Source organism: Arthrobacter sp. NQ4 (assembly GCF_029077345.1).
Taxonomy (GTDB): domain Bacteria; phylum Actinomycetota; class Actinomycetes; order Actinomycetales; family Micrococcaceae; genus Arthrobacter.
On the sequence record NZ_JARETC010000001.1, the window covers coordinates 525,280 to 545,140 of the forward strand.

The following is a 19,861-nucleotide window of genomic DNA, read 5'->3' on the forward strand; positions in this document are numbered from 1 at the left end:
CTATCCGTCGAGGACCGCAGCGTTGCTTGCCCGCGGCACCACCACATGCACGGCATTGCGCTCGATGGTGAAGTCAGTGGGAGTAGCCGTGGCGATTTCGCCGTCGAGGTTAACCGGCAGGGATGGCTGCGTCACCAAGCGGACGTGCCGGGTCGTCAGGTGGTACACGCCGTCGCGCTCCACAAAGCTGCCATCTTTGAGCAGTCGAGCGATCCGCACATGTTCCCGGAGCGGCGCCCCGGGAATGGCGTACACGTCCAGGATGTGGTCGTCTATGCCTGCCGTCGGCGAAACCGCGTTGCCGCCCCCGTAATGCCTGCCGTTGCCGACGGCCACCTGCAGCACATCCGGCAGCTCGAGCGTTCCATGGTCGCCATCCGGGAATTCGAGCCGGGCGCGGAAGGGCTTGTGCCGGGAATAGGCGCGTACGGCGGCAACCCCGTACGCCATTGGTCCCAGGTACCGCTTCAGGCGGGGACTGAGCCTTTCCGTAACTCCAACCGAAAGTCCCACCGACGCAACGTTGAGGAAAGGCCAGCCGTTCGCCCGCCCCAGGTCAATATCCACTACCTTCCCGTCTGCGAGCGCAGTGCACGCGGCGTCCAGGCCGCCCGGAATTTCCAGGGTGCGGGCAAGGTCGTTTGCTGTTCCCAGCGGAAGAATCCCGAGCACTGTTCCCGTCCCCGCCAGCTGGCCGGCGGCGAAGGACACCGTGCCGTCCCCACCGCCCACGACCACCATGTCGTGGCCGCCCGCCACAACCCGCTTGAGTGTCCCCGGCAGTTCGCTGCCCTGCCGGACGTGATGCACAGAGGAAATGGGCAACCCGGCCTTTTGCAGCTTCTCCACCGCCAGGTCGGGTAGCGCCGCCCGGCGCGCGCCGGCATTGATCACCACGGCAACGGAGTTGGCGTCTCGGGCAGCCTTCGTGGGGACCATCCTAGGCTGAGGATCAATTTCCGCCTCTTTTGCCTTGGGTAGCCCTAAAGTCACCAGCAGTCGCGCCCCAACTTTGCCCCTAATACTTGCGCGTACGGTAGGCCCGACGCTGTTGTTCCCCTACCTTGATAGTCCGGCCAAACCAGATGGTCGGGCTGGGGTTATCCAATCGGTCTCCGGTAGTGAAAGGCACCAAAATGAGGACAAGAAAGGCTACGGCCGTTTGTGCTGTACTGGCCGCTTCCACCATTGGTCTTGCTGCTCCGGCGAGTGCAGACACCACAGGAACCGGTTGCCCTGAGGGCTTTCAAAAGCTAACAGTTAAACAAATCATCAAGGACTATGCAACAGCAGGATTCGAAAAAGCGATAAAAGCCGAGGACCGGAACAACGACGGGCTCCTCTGCTTCAAACTCCTGCCGCCCTCCGTGGACTTCTATGACCCCACCTTCTTCTACCAGGACAATGATTTCCCCGTTAAGGGGTAGAAAGACAGGTACCGAGCCGGGGTTGGGCTACAGGAGCACGAGGTTTCCGATATGCCCAACCCCAGGTTTCCATTCGGCTAGATATCCGCCAGGAGGGACGTGGGGTTTTCGATGGCGTCGGCCACGAAGCGGAGGAAGCCCCCGGCCGTGCCGCCGTCGCAGACCCGGTGGTCGAAGGTCAAAGTCAGCTCGGTGACCTTGCGGACGGCCAGCTCCCCGTTGACCACCCACGGCTTGTCGATGATCCGGCCCACGCCGAGAATGCCCACCTCCGGGTGGTTGATGATCGCCGCTGAGCCGTCGACGCCGAACACGCCGTAGTTGTTCAGCGTGAACGTTCCGCTGCCCAGCTCAGCCGGGGTCGCCTTGCCGTCGCGCGCCACCTGGGTGAGCCGGCGGATCTCCGCATCCAGCTCCCTGGCGCTGAGCTTCTCCGCCCCGCGCACGGAAGGCACCACCAGGCCGCGGTCGGTCTGCGCCGCGAAACCCAGGTTGATCCCGTCGAAGGCCACGATCTCCTGCGACCCGTCGTCGGCAGTCTCAATGCGGGTGTTCAGTTCCGGATACTTCTTCAACCCCGCCGTGACGAACCGGGCGATGAAAGCCAACAAACCCGGGACCTCCACACCGCTGGCTTTCAGCCCCTCGCGCAGCTCCATCAGGGCCGTGGCGTCCACATCAACCCAGACCGTTGCTTCCGGAATCTCGGACCGGCTGCGGGCCATGTTCGCGGCAACGGCCTTGCGCACGCCGCGGACAGGCGTGCGGGCCGCGACGGCAAGGCCGGTCCGCGCGTCGCGGCCCTGGGCTTCGGCGGACTCAGCAGGACGCACCGGTGCTTCCACAGGCGCTTCAACCGGCTCGGCTTCCGGTGCTGCCGCGGGCGCAGCCGCCGGCGCGGTGGTTCGCAGGGCGGCCTCCACGTCACGGCGCATGATCAGCCCGCTGTCACCGGAACCGGAGATGTCCCCGAGGTCCACGCCGTGCTCCCGCGCCATCCGACGGACCAGCGGAGAGATCACGGCGCCAAGCTTTCCGGGCACCCGGGTACGCAGGAGCGCGAGCTCGTCTTCCTTGGACAACTCGGGAGCAGTGGAGTCGGCAGGCTCAGCCACGGCCACGGAAGACTTCCGGGCACGGGTGCGTCGCGCCTGGCCATGGCCGCCGGGAGTTCCATACCCGATCAAAACATTTCCAGATCCAGCTTTTTCTTCCTCCCGGTACGCTTCCGCCTCAGCCGCCGCGGATGATGCCGCCCCGGGAGTGGCATCGGGCCTGTCGGAGCCGGACGGCACGCTGCTTGCAGCATGGCCGTCCGGCGAAGGGGCGGGGGCGGCATCATCCGCGGCGACGCCAGTAGAGAGGGGCGTCACCGAAATCAGCGGCTTCCCCACATCCAAGGTCTCCCCCGGCTTCCCGTGCAGCTCGGCCACAATCCCGGCATACGGAGACGGCACCTCCACTGCGGACTTGGCGGTTTCCACCTCGGCGATCGGCTGGTCGACGGCGATCTCGTCACCTACAGAGACATGCCAGGCCACCAGTTCAGCCTCGGTGAGGCCCTCACCCAGGTCCGGCAGCAAAAATACGCGTGGTTCGCTCATGGTCAGTTCTCCCACTGAAGGTCGTCAACGGCGTCGAGGATGCGGTCCACGCCGGGCAGGTAGTACTTCTCGAGTTTGGGCGCCGGGTACGGGACGTCGAACCCGGTCACGCGACGGATGGGGGCGGCCAGGTAGTGGAAGCAGCGCTCCTGCACCCGGGCCACGATCTCGGAGGAGACGGACGCGAAGCCATGCGCCTCCGCGATCACCACGGCGCGGCCGGTCTTGCGCACCGATTCGCATACGGTCTCATCGTCGAACGGGACGATGGTCCGCACATCGATCACTTCCATCGAGCGCCCCTCCAACGCCGCCGCCTCGGCGGCAGCCAAAGCAGTAGGCACGGACGGACCGTACGCAATCAGCGTCGCGTCAGTGCCGGGACGCGCGACGGCGGCCCTCCCCTCCGAGGTGCGTCCCGCCGTCGTACTTTCCGCATGAAGGCGCCGCAGCTCGCCCAGGTCTACGGAGTCCTTGGTCCAGTACATCTTCTTGGGCTCCATGAAGACCACCGGGTCGTCGGAGTCGATGGCTTCGCGGAGCATGCGGTAGCCGTCCGCGACGGTGGCCGGCGTGTAGACCTTCAGCCCGGCGGTATGGGCGTAGTAGGACTCGGAGGAGTCGCAGTGGTGCTCCACTCCCCCGATGCCGCCGCCGTACGGAATCCGGATCACCATGGGCAGCTTGACCATGCCGCGGGTACGGTTGTGCATCTTGGCCACGTGGCTGACGATCTGTTCGAACGCCGGGTAGGCGAACGCATCGAACTGCATTTCGATGACGGGCCGCATGCCGTTGATGGCCATGCCCACGGCCATGCCCACAATGCCGGACTCGGCCAGCGGGGTGTCGAAGCAGCGCTGCTCGCCGAACGTGGCAGTGAGGCCGTCGGTGATGCGGAAGACGCCGCCCAGCATGCCCACGTCCTCGCCGAACACCAGGACTGAGGAGTCCGCGGACATGGCGTCGGCGAGCGCGGTGTTGAGGGCCTTGGCCATGGTGACCGGCTGCGGGCCGGCGGCCTCGGCCGACGCCGCGGCGGAGGCTGCCGCCCGGGCGGTGGCGGCGGAAACGTTGCCGTTGGCTTCGGATGAGGTGGTGATGGTGGGGCTCACTTGCCGGCCTCCTTCGAGTCAGTGGCTGCTGCGTCGCGGGCCAGCTCGTCGGCGAGCATGGCGGACTGTTCCTTCAGCTGCGGGGTCTGCACCGCGAACACGTGACGGAAGAGCTCCTGCGGGTCCACCGGGACATCCTCGCCGAGGCCCTCACGCAGCTGCGTGGCAACCGCCTCAGCGTGCGCGGCGATCCTTGCCTCGCCGTCGTCGTCCAGCAGCCCGCGGTCCGTCAGGTAAGTGCGCATCCGGTTGACCGGATCCTTGGCCCGCCACTCCGCAACCTCGGCGCTTTCCCGGTAGCGGGTGTCATCGTCCGCGTTGGTGTGGGCCTGCATGCGGTACGTGTTGGCCTCCACCAGCAGGGGGCCGGAGCCTTCCCGGGCGAGTTTTACGGCGCGGTCCAGGACGGCGAGGAGTGCCACGACGTCGTTGCCGTCCACGCGTTCGCCCGCCATGCCGTAGCCCACGGCTTTGTGCGCGAGCGACGGCGCCACGGACTGGTGTGCCAGCGGCACCGAAATGGCGTACTTGTTGTTCTGGACGAAGAAGATGACCGGCAGGTGGAATACGGCGGCGAAGTTCAGGGCTTCGTGGAAGTCGCCTTCGCTGGTGGCGCCATCGCCGCACATGGCCAGCACCACGGTGTCCTCACCGCGCAGCTTGGCGGCGTGGGCAACGCCGACGGCGTGCAGCAGCTGGGTGGTCAGCGGGGTGCACTGGATGCCCACCTTGTACTTGAGGGGGTCGTACCCGCCGTGCCAGTCACCGCGGAAGATGGTCATCACCTGGACGGGGTCCACGCCACGGGTCATCACGGCCACGGCGTCACGGTAGGTGGGGAACATCCAGTCGCCGTCGGACAGGCACAGGGCGGCGGCCACCTGGCAGGCTTCCTGTCCGTGGCTGGAGGGGTAGACGGCCATGCGGCCCTGCCGGACCAGGGCGGAGTTCTGGTCATTGACGCGGCGGCCGACGACGAGTTGTTTGTACGCGGCGAGCAGTTCCTTGTCGCCGGGCACGGGGTATTCGTGGCCGGGCTGGGTGCCCTGCTCACTGCCGGCTTTGAGCCGGCCGTCCGGGTCCACCATCTGGATCTGGTGCCGGGCGGGGAGCATGTAGTCCTCCACCGTGATGCCGAACTTCTTCACGGCCTCCGTCAGCGCATTGTCTGGCGCTGCGCTGCTGGTGGTGTCCGGCGCGGTGTGGTCTGCGGAGATCGTCATTGGTCCGTCCTTCGGTAGCCACTATTCCCTCCCAGTATTGTCCTGACGCAGGTTTCGTATCCAGCACCTGCGCAAATCGTGGAGAAGCTGCTCAGAAATGCCTATTATGGGAGACGATTTGTAACTGTGACGTGGATTACCGACGGGAGTCGTGGACAAAATGCCGGGCAAAGATGCTGCTGCCGAGGTTCCGCTGGACGAGATTGACCGCCGCATCATTGCCGAGCTCACCCGGGACGGCCGGATGTCCGTCACTCAAGTGGCGGAAAACGTTCACATCTCGCGGGCGCATGCGTACTCGCGGATCGCCCGGCTGACCGGCGACGGGGTGCTGACCCGGTTTACGGCGCTGGTGGATCCCATCAAGGCGGGGCTGAAGTCCTCGGCCTACGTGACGCTGAAGCTGAAGCAGGATTCCTGGCGTGAGCTCCGCGACCAGCTGGGCGCCATCCCGGAGGTGCACCACATCGCGCTGGTGGGCGGCGACTTCGACGTGATCCTGCTGGTCCGGGCCGTGGACAACATCGACCTCCGCCGGGTCATCTTCGACCAACTTCAGACCATGCCTGGAGTCCTGGACACGCAGACGTTCCTGGTGTTCGAGGACGTGGATACGCGGTAGGAAATTCAGCGCCCAGGGCAGTACTTATTCCCGCATTTGATGTTCCAGGTACGCAAGATTTCATCAATGTGAGCGCTCCATAGCAGTACCCGAAGTCAGCGGGGACTACTACTTGGATTGCCCCTTTCCGCCTTGAGTCTGCACGGTGTGGGAAGAAACTTCCACGGAATTGCAGCGCGGAGAACGCAGGTAGTGGCAGCGCTTACCGAGTACCCGGCTTCTTGAGGTTTCAGAAACTCGGGTACCGGCACCTGTTGTTGCGCCTATTTCGCTCCGGCAAATATTGGGTCATCGATCCACCGGAAGGCACCTGGATGGAGCCACCAATGGGGGAACGGGTTCTCAACCACACATTCAAGGAGTCTCTCCATGCGCAAAATGACCAAGAAAAACAAGATCGCCGCTGTTGCCCTGTCCGCGACGCTGCTGGCAGCCGGCGGCGGCGCCGCATACGCCTACTGGAGCACCACCGGTTCGGGTGGCGGTTCAGCTGTCGCTTCGTCCGGCACCACGACGTCCACTATCAAGATCACTGCAGCCTTTGCGGACGGTTTGACGCCTGGTGCCACCGAGGACATCACCTACACCGCAACCAACCCGAATTCCTCAAGCACCACGGTGACCTTGGACAAGGCCGTGGTCAGCGCTGACAACGGGTGTGACGCCAGCTGGATCACTGCCTCGGTGCCGACCAACACCACGACTATCGCCGCCGGAGCCACTGAGACGCTCGGTGCGGGCAAGCTGGTCTTCGCTGACACTGCCGGAAACCAGGATCTCTGCAAGGGCGCCAAGATCACCGTAGCGGTCACCAGCCACTAGGCAAACAGCGGGCCGGGGGCGGTGCGAATCCGCCCCCGGCTTGCCGTCATTTGCACCGAAGAAAGAGGGGCACAGGGTGCACGAGCAGGACGGGCATGCGCGGCGTCGCAGGCGGATCGGTATCAAGGCAGCGCTGGTGGCGCTGGTGCTGCTGCTGGCGGGTGCCGGATCGCTGATTGCGGCGGCAAACAATCCAAAGCCCGGCATTACGGTGCAGGTCTCCCCCGCAAGCCAGTCCGTCCAGCAGGGCCAGTCAGGCTCCTACACGGTCACGGCCACCTCCACGGGAGGCTTCAGCGGCGCCGTCAGCCTGGCCGCCGCGGGACTTCCGGCCGGGGCAACTGGCGCCTTCACGCCGTCGTCCATCACCCTCAACTCCGGCAGCAGCGCAACGGCCACCCTGAACGCCACCACCGCCGCGACCACACCGGCGGGAACCAGCTCCATCACCATCACCGCGGCAAGCGGCAAGGTCTCCGGCAGCGTGACGGCCAGCCTCACGGTGAACTACAAGATCTCCAGCTCGTTCTCGATGACTGCCACCCCTGACTCCGTCAGCATGCCGCCGGGAGCCACCGCCGTCTACACGCTGCAGCTCAGCGGCAACAACTTCACCGGCCCCGTCACCTTCAGCGTCCTGGGCGGACTTCCGGCGGGAGCAACGGCGTCGTTCTCGCCCAACCCGGCCACCGGGAACTCCACCACTCTCCAGGTGGCCACCACCAGCGCCTCCCCCACAGGATCCTCCAGCCTGTACCTGGTGGGCACCGGCAAGGACTCCTCCGGGAAGGCGCAGTACGCCTACGCGAATGTCCAGTTGGTCCTGGACTCCACCATCAAACAGTTCGGCATCTCCGGGAACGTCCCCGGAACCCTGTCCCCCGGCACGTCGGCCGGACTGAACCTGCAGATCAGCAACCCCATCAACAAGCCGCTGTCGCTGACCAATCTCTCTGTCGCCGTCGCGGGCGTCACCCGGAGCGCGGCCGCCGTGGCGGGCAACCTGCCCTGCACGCCGGCCGACTTCACCGTCACCCAGTACAGCGGCCCGTACCCGCTGGCCGTGCCGACCACTGGCGGTTCGCTCCAGGGGCTCAACGTTGCCCAGACCGCCTGGCCCCGGGTGGGAATGCTGGATACCTCCACCAACCAGGACGGCTGCAAAGGCGCCACACTCCAGCTCAGCTACTCAGGATCAGGACAGGGGAACTGAGATGACCAACACCAGCAGAGGCCGGGGCCTCAAAGCAGCTGCCCTCGCCGGGCTCCTGGCTACCGTCGGCGCCGGAACCGCCTACGCCTACTGGACTGCCGCGGGATCCGGGTCAGGGTCCGCGGCCGCCGCCACCATGCAGGCCGTCTCAGTGGACGCCCTCGTCGCCAGCGACAACCCCAAGACGGCTCTCTATCCTGGCGGCAGCGCCGACGTCGTCCTCCGCCTGACCAACCCCAACCCGTACTCGGTGCAGGTGTACAGCGTGACCGGCAACGGCCCCGCGGCGGCCGACGCGTCGCACCCCGGTTGCACCACCACCGGCGTCAGCTTTACCGGGACCGCCGCGCCGCTGTCTCCCGCCACATACGTTCCCGCTAATTCGTCAGCACTCATCACCCTCCCCGGAGCGGCCGCCATGGATACCACCTCGCTCGCAGCCTGCCAGGGCGCAACATTCAGCTTCCCCGTCACGGCGGAGGTCCGGAAATGAGCCTCGCCATCCGCAACGCGTCCCTCATCATCGGCCGCCGCCCGTCCCGCAGGCTGGCCTGGATCATCACCGCGGTCCTGCTCCTGCTCGGCACGGGCACCGCGGCCTACGCGTTCTGGGCCTCCACCACCAGCAGCAACAACGCAGCCGCCGCAGCCGACACGCTCTCACCTGGTTCCAAGCCCTCGGTCACCGCCAGCAACACGTCCCTGACCGTCGCCTGGGCCAACGGGACCACCGTCAACGGCCGTCCCGCCACCGGCTACACCGTCGCCCGCTACTCAGCAGCCACCGGCGGGACCGCCATCCCGGCCACGGGCGGCTGCGCGGGAACCGTCACCACGCTCACCTGCACCGAGCAGAACGTCCCGGGCGGCACCTGGTACTACACCGTCACCCCGGCCATCGCGCTCTGGACCGGGTCCGAGAGCCCGCGCAGCAACGGCGTCAGCAGCGATGCCATTGCGCCGGCTGCCTCAGCCACGGTTTCGCCCACCCCTAACGCAGCCGGCTGGAACAACACCAGCCCCGTCACCGTAACCATCACGGCCGACGACGGGACGTCCGGTTCCGGCGTCGCCTCCATTACCTACGCGGTCGACGGCGGCGCGCAGCAGACGGTGACCGGCGCCGTCACCACCATCCCGGTCACCGGCGACGGAACGCACACGGTGTCCTACTTCGCGACGGACAAGGTGGGCAACGCCGGGTCCACGCAGAGCCAGACGGTCAAGATCGATACCCAGGCGCCGGCTGCTCCGGCCTTCACCACCGTTCCCGCCTACGTAAGCCAGGCGACGGTTTCCGGGGTGACGGTCAGCGGCACCGCCGAAGCAGGGGCCACGGTCAACCTCGTAGCCAGAGATGGCGCCGGGCACTCAGTGCCGGCGACGGCCACCGCTACGCTGGGCTCCTGGTCCGTCAAAGTTGACCTGACCAGCCTGGACCAGGGCACCGTTGCCTACTCGGCAACCGCCACGGATGCCGCAGGGAACACAGGGACCGCCAACACGGCCACGAGCGCGAAGGACACCCTTGCCCCTTCCCCGGCGGCCGGCGTGGGCGTGCCCACCTACGTCTACACCGGCAACGTCTTATCCGTCCCCGTCACCGGCAGCGCCGAAGCCGGGTCTACGGTGACCGTAAGCGCCGCCGACACCGCCGGCACCACCCCTGTCACGGGCACCGCCACTGCTTCCGGAACGAGTGCCTGGTCGCTGAACCTGAACCTCGGAACGCTGGGCCAAGGAGCAATCACCTACACCATCAACGTCGCCGACCCTGCGGGCAACACCAGCAGCGCTGTCACTGCATCGGACACAAAGGACACCGTGCTGTCCCTGAAGTTCAATTCCCTGTCGACGATCTTTTCGGGCAACGTGAAAAACTACCCGGTCAGCGGCACCACCGATTCCGGTTCCACCGTGAACCTCACGGTCACCGACTCGGCCACGGGCGTCCCGGCAACCGCATCGGGCTCCGCCTGGACCACGCCCGCATTGGACCTCTCCAGCCTCCGGGACACCTCAACAAGCAATCCAATCGTCACGGTGACGGTCACAGCAACTACGAGTGACGCCGCGGGCAACACCGCTTCTGTCAGCGCCACTGTCACCAAGGACACGGCCGCGCCGTCCGTCACAGGCGTTGTCCTCACCAACGGCGGGCCGAAGCAGAATTCCGCGGACAAGGGCGACACCCTAACCATCACATACTCCGAGGCCCTGGATCCGGCCAAATTCTGCACCAGCACCAGCGGTGCCACCACCTTCAACGGCATCGCAACGCTGTCTGACAACAACCTGAACGACACCCTCAGCTTCTCAACGACCGACTGCACGGGGCTCAACATCGGCAACATCTCACTGGGCGGCAACTACGTTTCGGCAACAGCCACATTTGGGCCCAACGCTAACGGATCCGGTGGGGCGTCCACTCTTACGTGGAACCCCACTGCGAAGACGTTCACCATCAAACTCGGGAACTCTGCCAACGGCAGCACCCTGCAGAATGTGACCGCGGGGCAGCCCTCCTATGCGCCGTCGTCGAACCTCACTGACATAGCGGGCAACACGGCCGTACCTGGACCGGGCACTTGGGGAACTTCAGGTTTCTGACAGTCCGGGCCGCAAGAGGATGCCACCTATCCGTGGGCAGAACCGCCGCCCCAGTACTGGAAGCTGTCATAGCAGTGGCGGGAGCAAAATGCCGCGGATGGAGATGGGGGCAGGGCCATCCCGCAATACCTGCACTTTGGCTTGGATCGCAGGATCTGCTTCACGATTTTCAGCATGAAAGAACGGTAGGCGCCCGCTCCGCAGACGTGACCAGTAATTGATACTTCAATCCAGACTGCCGCCATACCTGCACGGCTCCTTCCGCGTCGGCGGCCTTGAGGAACTTGGGGCTACCTTGATGGATTCTTGAGCGGATCCAAGCCCACCCTTGAGGCAGTCCGGGCAAAGTGATGCCGAAGGGACGGAATGCAGCCATGCTGCAACTGGGTACTGGGGCCCAGTCACCGCCCATAGTCGGCTAACGCCGATGGTCTCGGACGCCTGGCGGCACCACCAGTGGGGCCGCCAGGCACCAACTCCATGTGACCCACAGGCCAGGGGCCGGCGGCGGAGGCCAAGGATCAGCGTCGATCCGAAAAAAGCCGCCGGCCCCCACACAACACACGGGGCGCGATGCCAAACCATCGCCTGGAGTGCCTCCGGGCGCCGGAACGGCAGCCTGACCAGGCGACGTCCCTTGCGACAGGTGCACCGAGTTTCAGCGGAACCGGTCACCCTGCAGTCCACCCGATGACTGCAGGGTGAGCCATTCAGGAACACGGGCGCGCCCCGGGCTTTTCCGGCCGATGTCCCAAAATATGAGCTGCTGCCGGGGCGCCATCACCCGGCAGCAACCAACGTACCCCGCTGGCGGAACCTCGCAGAAGGGTTGAGGACACCCGATCGGCTCAGCCGGCTACCCAATTCCACGGGCAGGTTGCCGGCGGGGGCACGGCCGGTAAGCCCCCGCACCTACCCATCGGACGACGGCGGCACGCACCAGGGTGGGCGACGACGGCTCCTCACTTCCTGCGGCGCAGCACGATCACGACATACAGTGCGACGGCGACGGCCACCAGTGCCCCTATGCTTACACCTGCGCTTTGACCGTCGAGCACTCCACAACTCCTTCACGGTTTCACGTCGCTGACGGAATTCAGGATAGGACGTTACGCGCCTGCGGCAACTCCTTAACGCGGCGCTCTTGGTCTTCAGCAAGGCTTAAGGACCTTTACTCAAATCATTGGATGTTTATTAATCGATTCAATGGTCCGTTCTTGATGTAGGGCCTTTATTGTCGTGTCCGGGCCGCTCCTCCCTGGAGCGGAACGCGTTCCGCGCACCCAAAAGCTTCCGGGTTTCCCCGCAGGGGTCCACCCGGGTTTGACCGGGGCCGGCGGCGGTGTGTGCCCTCCTGAGACCGGGGCGCATCCCCCCAGTCGCCGTCGGCCCCCCAGCTCCTGGCCACCATCCACACCCCTTACGCTTCACGACGCTGGCGTCACCCGCTGCCCTGGGCGCGGCTGACCGGCCGCGCGTGTTCCCGGGGCAACAGGTTTCGCAGCTCCCGCCTGCCGCCCGAAGGAAGACATGACGTCACTGAAACATCTGCTGCAAGACACCTATGCCCGTCAAATGTTCGTGTTCGTTGTTGTCGGCCTGGCCTTGTCCGCCATGGTGCCGTTCGGCAGCAGGTTCCTTACCGGCGGCTCACCCGTCCTTGTCCTGGCGGCGGCAGTGCTTCCCCTGCTGCTGGCGGTAGCGCTCATCGTCACGCCCCGGATCTCCAAGGCAGACCAGCAGGCCGCAGGCGGTTCCCAGGAACGCCTGGGCGCGGCCCTGCTCCTGTACCTGTCCCCGGTGCTCCTGCTGAACGCCGTCTACCCGCTGGTGAGTCCCGCCATGGCCGGCATCAATGTTGCAGGGGTGCCGCTGACCTACGTGGTCCTGGCATCGTCAGTCACCGTGCCGTGGCTGGCCCAGGCTGCGTGCCTGCCCATCTACCGCGTGCTCGGAGACCTCATGGCCGAGCGCAACCTCGGGGAGATCACCCGCCGGTTCTGCCAGCACTGGCCGCTGATGTTCGTCCAGTCCCTGCCCCTCGTTGCGGTGTTCGCGGTTCCCCTGTGGCTGGCCACCGGCTGGTCCTGGGACGCCATGATGCACTACGTGGTCCTGTGCGGCCTGCACCTGCTGTTCGTGCAGTCTCTGGTGCTGGCCAACGTGGCCAACCGACGCGGCTTGTGGGCTGCCGCCTGGTCCGGCTACGCGGCCGCACTGTTCCTCGCTCCTGCCGCCTGGTGGCTGCCGCCTGTGGTCGGAACCGCCACGCAGCTCGTCGCCATGCGCTCGGGCCTGCGCCACATGAGCATCACCAAGCACCTGGGCGCACGGGTGTTCGGTGCTGACCTGGTCCGCGGCCTGCTCATGGGTGCGGTCCTCTGGGCTGACAAGTATGCGCTGTTCCTGGTGACAGGCGGGGCATTCCAGGTTGTGGCTGTCTTCGCGGCCATGCTCCCGGCAGTCATCGCCTACAACTTCTACTTCGTCCACCTGGCACCCGGCGTGGACCGGGCCCTCGGCAGGCTGCACAAGGACATCGCCACCGCCCCGGTCAGCGTCCTGAAGGGCAGCTCCAGCCGGCTGGTCCGCGTCCTGGACCGCTCGGTGGTCCTCACCGGAGCCATCGCCGGGCTGCTGACCCTCTCGGTGTCGCTGGCAGTGTCCGGCCTGGACCCGGCCAACACGTTACTGACGGTTGCCGCCGCCCTGGCCTCGTGGTCCTTCATGATGCTCACGCTCCTGAACTACGAGCTGGACTTCATCGGGGAGAAAATCACGCCCCAGATCCTCGGCGCCGTGCACCTTACCGTGTGCATCGCAGCCTTCGCCGGCGGAGCCCACCTGATCGGCACCTCGGTGCACTCCGCCAGCTACCTGATCCTGGGGGCCGCTGACTTCGTCCTCATCGCCGTCGGCTGGACGCTCTACAAGCGGCACTGGAGCCAGCCCGAATACACCCTCTTTTGGCGGCACGCCACCACGTGGTGACGCGGCTCCCGCCACCGCACGTCCCTCAGTCAGTCCGAAACTCTTGAGCCTTCAGAACACCAGGTGAGGAAACAACCATGTACTCGACCCTTAAGAACCTAAAGACCCGCTGGAACAGCAACCCGGCCCCGTCAGTGCTTTCGGCGGGACCGGCAGCCGCCCCGGCGCCCCGCGATGTCGAGTACCAGGACGTAGACGTGGCCATCGTGATGGAGTCCACCTACCCCTACCTCAAGGGCGGCGTCTCGGCAGTGGTGCACGACATCGTCACGCACAACCCGGACCTCAGCTACGGCATCATCCACATCACCTGGGACTCCAGCGCGCCGCTGACGGACCTCTACGGCATGCCCGGGAACGTCCGCTGGGTCCGGACGGTCTTCCTCAGCATGGAGGAACACCGGCACGACTACATGTCGGTGACCGTCAAGGACCTGGGCATGGACTCCAAACAGCGCGAAGAACTCTCCCACCGGCTTTTTGACGCCATCTACGCCCTGTCAGAACACGGCGAAGTGGAGCCGCTGTGGGACCTGATTGACGAGGGCCTCAACAAGCGGACCCGGCAGTACCCCCTGTGGGCCCTGCTCGGATCCCGGGAATTCATGCAGGCCCTGCAGGACCGCATGCCGCAACTGAACCTGCCGCTGGCCGAATCCTTCTGGGTGCTGCGCAACTTCTTCTCCCTGGCCTATGCCATCACCGGCGAGACCATGCCCCGCGCCAAGGTCTACCACGCCCACACCACCGGCTACGCCTCCCTGCTGGGGGCAGCGGCCGCGCGGGACCACGACACCGCCTTCCTGCTGACCGAACACAACCTGTATGTCCGGGACACCGTGAACACCCTGCTGGACCGGAACATGGCCCTGTCCATCACGGCCGATGACTACCGGCTCTTCGACGTCACGGCGGAACAGCGCGCCTGGATGGCCTGGTGGACGGAAATGGGACGCTTCTGCTACCCCAGCGCCCGCCTGATCACCTACCTCTACCCCAGCGCCATCACCGAGGCAGCCCGCCTGGGAACGGACATCGACAAGTCCGTGGTGGTGCCCAACGGCATGGTCATCGAGGAGTTCGACGGGAAGTACCGGGCGCGCAGGCAGGTCCTGGAAAACCTCCGGCAGGACTCCGCGGAGCACGTCTGGCGCCTGGTCTACATCGCCCGCGTGGTGCCCATCAAGGGGCTGCTGGACCTGCTTTCGAGCATGGAGGTCCTCACGCAGCGCGGCTATCCGAACCTGCACCTGGACGTCCTGGGCCCCACCGAGCACGTGCCCGAATACTACGAAGCGTGCCTGGCCAAGATCCAGGCCCTGGGACTGCAGGACAAGGTCACCATCCACGGCACCGTCAACGTCCGCGAGATGCTGGACCAGTTCGATCTCCTGGTGCTCCCCAGCTATAACGAGGGCCAGCCCATCGTCATCCTGGAGGCCATGGCCGCCGGCATTCCCACTGTGGGCTCCGATGTTGGCGGCGTGGCCCAGCTCATCGCCGATGACCTGCTGACCACGGACGCGAAGACCATCGGCGCCTGCGGCGAAACGGTCACCCCGGGCAACGTGGTGCAGATGGCGGACGCCGTCCAGGCCGTCATCGGCAACCTGGACGCCTACGGCGAATATGCGGCCAACGCCCGCACCCGCGTGCAGGAGTTCTTCCAGATGCACGAGGTCATGTCGTCCTACAACCAGATCTACCGCGCCCTGGGCGACCTCCCGGTGGTGGAGCCGGCTGCCGCGGACGTAACAGCGCTGGACATGGCGGCTGCGGAAGAGCTCCCCACCGAAGCACTCACCGTGGTGCCGCTGTGACCGGAGTGGGTGCGTGGATCCGCTACGGCGATCCCATTTCTCCGGCGCAGATCGATTTCGCCGCTGAGCACTACCGTGCGGCCATCCTCCAGCCGTGGGAGCTGGACGCGGCAGCCGAGCTCAAGCGCCGCCGCCCGGACATGACGATGCTCTGCTACAAGTGCCTGTCCTCCACCCGCGCGTATGAACCGGGGCCCATCTTCAGTTCCGGGGTGACGTACCGGGAGGCAGAGGACGACGGCGGCACATGGTTCGCCACGCGGCTGGACGGTGCGCGCATCGAGTGGAACGGCTACGGCGGCCATTGGCAGATGAAGGTGTGGGACCCGGAGTACCGTGCCCGCTGGGTGGAGAACGTCACCAGCGAACTGGCCGGCTCCCCCTTTGACGGCGTGATGGCGGACAACGACGTGTTTGACGACTACTACGGCATCCGGCCGCCGGTGCAGGACGCGGCATCCATGGCCGACTTCCGGGACGGCCTGGACAAACTGGTCCACGCTGCGGGGGCTGCATTGAACGGCGTGGGCAAGGTCCTGGTGCCCAACATCGCCGAATCCCGGCGCCTGCCGGGCCGCTGGCATTCCCACGCGGCGTACGGCGGCGGCTTCGAGGAGGTGTGGCTGGGCTACGGGCCGGCGAACCTGTTCGATCCCCGCACGGCCGAGGCACAGCTTGCGCAGGCAGACGGGCCCGGAATTTCCATCCTGCGCGTCCCCACCGACGGCGACGACGCCCACCCCAACTTCCGGTATGGGCTGGCGGCGTTCTGGATCTTCGGCGGCGGCGCGGGTTCCTACACGGCGACCGGCCACGACGACTACAGCCGCACCCAGCACATCGAGGAACTGGACTGGCCCCTTGGGCACCCCGAGGGGCAGCCCCAGGGCCGCCGCCACGTATGGTCGCGAACCTTCAGCGGCGGCTGGGCGGCAGTGAACTTCAACAACGACGGCCGCCGCCGGCGCCGCATCAAGGTCCCTTCCGGGCTGGTTGATGCCGCCGGGCAGCCGGCACCCCACCATGTGGTCCTGGCCCCGCAGAGCGGGGTCGTCTATCAGCGAGGGCAGAGACATTAAGGTTCTAGTCACCGGCGGCGCCGGGTACATCGGGTCCCACACCATCCTCCAGCTGCTGGAGGCCGGGCACGACGTCACGGCGGTGGACAACCTCAGCAATTCCCAGATGGAGTCGCTGCTGCGCGTCCAGAAACTCGCCGGACGCAGCCTGGCCTTCCACGAGGCCGACATCACGGACCCCGCGGCGCTGGACCGGGTGTTCGCCGCCGCCGGGGCTGAGGCGGTCATCCACTTCGCGGGTTTGAAGGCGGTAGGCGAATCGGTGTCCCAGCCCCTGCGCTACTACCGGAACAACGTCACCGGGACGCTGAACCTGCTGGAGGCCATGGACGCCCATGACGTGCGGACCCTCGTCTTCAGCTCCTCCGCCACGGTGTACGGAAGCAACCCGCAGATGCCCCTCAAGGAGGACAGCAGGCTGGGGGCCACCAACCCCTACGGCCGGACCAAGCAGCAGATTGAAGAGATCCTCACGGACGTGCAGGCCTCTGACGGCCGGTGGCGGCTGGCCCTCCTCCGCTACTTCAACCCGGTGGGCGCCCACCCGTCCGGCCAGATCGGCGAGGACCCGCAGGGTCCCCCGAACAACCTCTTCCCGTACGTCACCCAGGTGGCGGTGGGCCGCAGGGACATGCTGAACGTCTTCGGCGGCGACTACCCAACATCCGACGGCACCGGGATCCGCGACTACATCCACGTAATGGACCTGGCCGCCGGACACCTGGCGGCACTGGATTACCTCGCTGCCCGCGAGGGGGTCCACACCTGGAACCTGGGCAGCGGCAGCGGCCACTCCGTCCTGGAAATCATCCGCGCCTTTGAAAAGGCTGCGCAGACTGCCATCCCCTACAGCCTGGCGGAGCGGCGCCCGGGAGACGCCCCGATCAGCCTGGCGGATCCGACGGCGGCCTTCCGCGACCTGGGGTGGAAGGCTGCGGAGACGCTGGAGAACATGTGCGCCGATGCCTGGCGTTGGCAGCAGAACAACCCGAACGGGTACCGCATGGAGGCGGCAGCCAGTTAGCAGTCGGCGGCCGCGGCTTGGCGGTGGTCGGTGGTCAGGATGCGGGGAAGTAGTTGCGTCCCAAGGTCAGCCATCCGGGCAGCGTCTGGTCCTGGGCAGCGTTGGCAAAGCGCAGCGGGACGCCATTGGCCAGAGGGTTCACCGGCCGCAGCACCAGCGTGTAGTAGCCGGCGGGGAGGCCGCCGGTGCTGAGGGGCGCTGCCAGGGTGGGTGCCATGCCGGGTTTGATCGAGGTGAGCTGCCAGGAAGTGGTCCAGGTCCTGGCGATCTTCCCGTCGCCGCCCACGGCAGCCACCTGCACCGGCCAGTCATAGTAGAACGGCGCAACCCCGGTGTTGCGGATGGTGACACTGAGGTCACTCTGGCCCTTCACGGCTCCTGGGGCCAGGGAGAAGCCGGTGGCTTGGAACCGGTAGCCCAGCGACTGGGACGCTGCGGCAGCATTGCTTTGGGCAGCCCCTGAATACGTTGGACTGAAGGCGTACTGGTTGAGCAGCCACGAGGCGTGCGTTGCCGCCACGCTCCCCGGAAAGTCCTTCTGGGCCGGGTCGGCCACCCAGGGGCACGGGACGGCGTCGAAAAAGCAGGGCTGCAGCTCGGGGCGGAGTTCGCCGCCCACCGGCTGGGTGAGCCATTTGCCGGTTGCGCCGGCCTGCTGCAGTTTGTCCACGAAGCTCCAGCCGGTTCCGGGCATAGTTTCGGCGGCAAACGAGTCGTCGTGGTAGCCCACGCTGAGGCTGCTGTTCGCGGTGGTGGGGTACCGCACCTGCAGCTTGGTCCTGGTGAAGGCGGCCGTGTAGGCCTGCAGGACAAGTTGTTGCTCGGTGGCCGAGGCCGACCAGTTTTCCGGCGAGGCCCACCCGTCGTGGGGGTAGGTGTGCCATTCGCCCCAGAACCCCAGCAGGCCCGCCTGGATGAAGCCGATGCGCCGGTCGCCGTCGTACTTTGACCCAAAGGCCGCGATGAAGCTGTCCAGCGCCTGTGCCATGCGCGGGTCGTCGTAGTCGGGGGAAACGCTGATGCCCTGGTTGCCGTAGTCGGTGTAGGAGTGGGTGGCCAATCCTGCGTCCAGGAGGTATTTGGGAACGCCGGTTGGCTTGCCGGGGTAGTCGAGGTAGAACCTGAAGACGGCCTGGTGCCCGCGGGCGGCAATGGCGTTCAGCTGGGATTCCAGTGCGGACCAGTCGTAGGTGCCGGGTCCCGTGACCACTGCGTTCACCGGAATGTAGAACCATTCCATGGAATAGGGCAGGGAACCGTACTTCCCGGCGTAGGGGACAAAACCCTGCAGCGGGTTGCTGGCCGGCGCCGGACCGGCCGCCAGGGAAACCCACTCCCCCGGTTTGACGTCTGCGGCTGTCGCGCTGGGTACAGTACCGGCGGAAGGGATGGTGAGGGATATCAGCCCCGCCAACAAGGACAACGCCGCGGCAGCGTTGGCTATCCCTTTTGTCTTTCCGCGCGGGCGGACAATATTCGAAAACGGAACAGCACCCAGCCTGTGCAACGCTTTCACTGAAGCTTCTTCCTACGGGCGGTGCCAGGGCACCTGCGAGACCAAGAACTGCACGAAAGTCGCCCAGTGCGACGGCGCTAATTCAAACTGAAAACGCAGGGCTCCACAAGTGGCCAAGGGGTTTCCGTCATTTCTCAATGCGCCCCGGTCCCCAATACGATGAGCCTTCCGGCCTGCCGGTGGTCCTTCCTGGCTGGGCCATGGCCCATTTTTTCAATCGGTTCGTGGTCCAGCAGCAGCACTGATGGAGGGACGCTGCCCGGACCTGTAGGCAGAGGCTATGACGGGTTCGAGTTCGTCCATCACCGTATGGTTCCCGGGGAGCACCACATGGGCCAGAAATTCGGATTCGAGTGTTGCAACACCGGCTGCCGCCGCTGCGAGTTTGGCGTCGGTGGACAAGGCGAAGGCGTGCCAGAACCTCCGGGCATCGAGTTCGAGCACTTTTGCGCTAACCTCCTTGCCGGGGACGTCGGACACTCCACCCGGAACAGCAGGGCTTCGCTCGGTCTGCGGCAATGAGAGGACAATCCGAAATTGCCTTCCGCTGGCTCTGAACGAGATGGCGTTGAGGTGGCCACGTTGGCTGAAGAGAACATCGGTTGCCCCGAAGTCAAGAAGCGAGCGTTCCACGTGTTCCCGCGAAGCTCCAACACTGAAGGAATCACCGCGCGTGTAAAAACTCCGGGAATCGTAGGTTGCCATACTCCAACTATGCCCCGCCCGGCCCCCTTTCGGTCACAGGGGCCTCGCCCAGTACGTTTATGGCTGGGACCCCGGCCCGGTTTGGGTGGC

Annotated in this window: 16 protein-coding genes; 10 read left to right on the forward strand and 6 right to left on the reverse strand. The window is 66.0% G+C overall.

Annotation, left to right across the window (positions count from 1 at the left end; genetic code table 11):
• Entirely contained in the window at window positions 1–939 is a 939-nt protein-coding gene (locus PUN51_RS02490; protein WP_275179757.1) for a lipid kinase, read from the reverse strand.
• Window positions 940–1,136: 197 nt separating this feature from the next.
• On the opposite strand from PUN51_RS02490, the gene PUN51_RS02495 reads away from it, so the two are divergent.
• The gene (locus PUN51_RS02495; protein WP_275179759.1) at window positions 1,137–1,427 is read left to right on the forward strand and encodes a hypothetical protein; all 291 of its coding nucleotides are present in this window, start codon (window positions 1,137–1,139) and stop codon (window positions 1,425–1,427) included.
• A 77-nt stretch (window positions 1,428–1,504) separates the two neighbouring features.
• Here PUN51_RS02495 and PUN51_RS02500 read toward each other — a convergent pair whose 3' ends face one another.
• From PUN51_RS02500 to pdhA, 3 genes are read right to left on the reverse strand one after another with little or no spacing between them, the layout of a single operon-like run.
• A complete protein-coding gene (locus PUN51_RS02500) occupies window positions 1,505–3,031 on the reverse strand; it encodes a dihydrolipoamide acetyltransferase family protein (protein WP_275179760.1) in 1,527 nt (508 codons plus the stop codon).
• A gap of 2 nt (window positions 3,032–3,033) precedes the next feature.
• Window positions 3,034–4,146 carry an alpha-ketoacid dehydrogenase subunit beta gene (locus tag PUN51_RS02505; RefSeq protein ID WP_275179761.1) on the reverse strand — a complete coding sequence of 371 codons (1,113 nt, stop codon included), beginning with the start codon at window positions 4,144–4,146 and terminating at the stop codon, window positions 3,034–3,036.
• On the reverse strand, window positions 4,143–5,369 hold the full coding sequence (gene pdhA, locus PUN51_RS02510) for a pyruvate dehydrogenase (acetyl-transferring) E1 component subunit alpha (RefSeq protein WP_275179763.1): 1,227 nt from the start codon (window positions 5,367–5,369) through the stop codon (window positions 4,143–4,145). Before pdhA ends, PUN51_RS02505 begins: the two co-directional genes overlap by 4 nt.
• Window positions 5,370–5,529: 160 nt before the next feature.
• Here pdhA and PUN51_RS02515 point away from each other — a divergent pair, with 160 nt between their 5' ends.
• From PUN51_RS02515 to galE, 9 genes are all read left to right on the forward strand, one after another.
• Window positions 5,530–5,991, forward strand: coding sequence for an Lrp/AsnC family transcriptional regulator (locus PUN51_RS02515; protein ID WP_275179969.1), 462 nt, complete (start codon window positions 5,530–5,532; stop codon window positions 5,989–5,991).
• A gap of 369 nt (window positions 5,992–6,360) precedes the next feature.
• Complete coding sequence (locus PUN51_RS02520) at window positions 6,361–6,813, forward strand: hypothetical protein (RefSeq protein ID WP_224026811.1); 453 nt, start codon at window positions 6,361–6,363, stop codon at window positions 6,811–6,813.
• A gap of 76 nt (window positions 6,814–6,889) precedes the next feature.
• Window positions 6,890–8,026, forward strand: a complete 1,137-nt coding sequence (locus PUN51_RS02525; protein WP_275179764.1) for a COG1470 family protein — start codon at window positions 6,890–6,892, stop codon at window positions 8,024–8,026.
• 1 nt (window position 8,027) lies between these two features.
• Window positions 8,028–8,519 (forward strand): hypothetical protein, encoded by a 492-nt coding sequence (locus PUN51_RS02530; RefSeq protein ID WP_275179765.1) that lies wholly within the window; start codon window positions 8,028–8,030, stop codon window positions 8,517–8,519.
• Entirely contained in the window at window positions 8,516–10,636 is a 2,121-nt protein-coding gene (locus PUN51_RS02535) for a beta strand repeat-containing protein (protein ID WP_275179766.1), read from the forward strand. Before PUN51_RS02530 ends, PUN51_RS02535 begins: the two co-directional genes overlap by 4 nt.
• Before the next feature lie 1,530 nt (window positions 10,637–12,166).
• Entirely contained in the window at window positions 12,167–13,627 is a 1,461-nt protein-coding gene (locus PUN51_RS02540; protein WP_275179767.1) for a hypothetical protein, read from the forward strand.
• Window positions 13,628–13,704: 77 nt separating this feature from the next.
• Window positions 13,705–15,447: a GT4 family glycosyltransferase PelF gene (pelF, locus tag PUN51_RS02545; protein ID WP_275179768.1), complete on the forward strand. Its 1,743-nt coding sequence runs from the start codon at window positions 13,705–13,707 to the stop codon at window positions 15,445–15,447.
• Complete coding sequence (locus PUN51_RS02550; protein ID WP_275179769.1) at window positions 15,444–16,526, forward strand: putative glycoside hydrolase; 1,083 nt, start codon at window positions 15,444–15,446, stop codon at window positions 16,524–16,526. The genes pelF and PUN51_RS02550 overlap by 4 nt, the downstream gene beginning before the upstream one ends.
• On the forward strand, window positions 16,522–17,550 hold the full coding sequence (gene galE, locus PUN51_RS02555; RefSeq protein ID WP_275179970.1) for a UDP-glucose 4-epimerase GalE: 1,029 nt from the start codon (window positions 16,522–16,524) through the stop codon (window positions 17,548–17,550). The genes PUN51_RS02550 and galE overlap by 5 nt, the downstream gene beginning before the upstream one ends.
• Before the next feature lie 34 nt (window positions 17,551–17,584).
• Here the strand turns inward: galE and PUN51_RS02560 are convergent, their stop codons facing one another.
• Together PUN51_RS02560 and PUN51_RS02565 are read right to left on the reverse strand one after the other, a co-directional pair.
• Entirely contained in the window at window positions 17,585–19,066 is a 1,482-nt protein-coding gene (locus PUN51_RS02560; protein ID WP_275179771.1) for a DUF4832 domain-containing protein, read from the reverse strand.
• Between the two features lie 213 nt (window positions 19,067–19,279).
• Window positions 19,280–19,771, reverse strand: coding sequence for a hypothetical protein (locus PUN51_RS02565; protein WP_159631023.1), 492 nt, complete (start codon window positions 19,769–19,771; stop codon window positions 19,280–19,282).
• Between the last annotated feature and the right edge of the window lie 90 nt (window positions 19,772–19,861).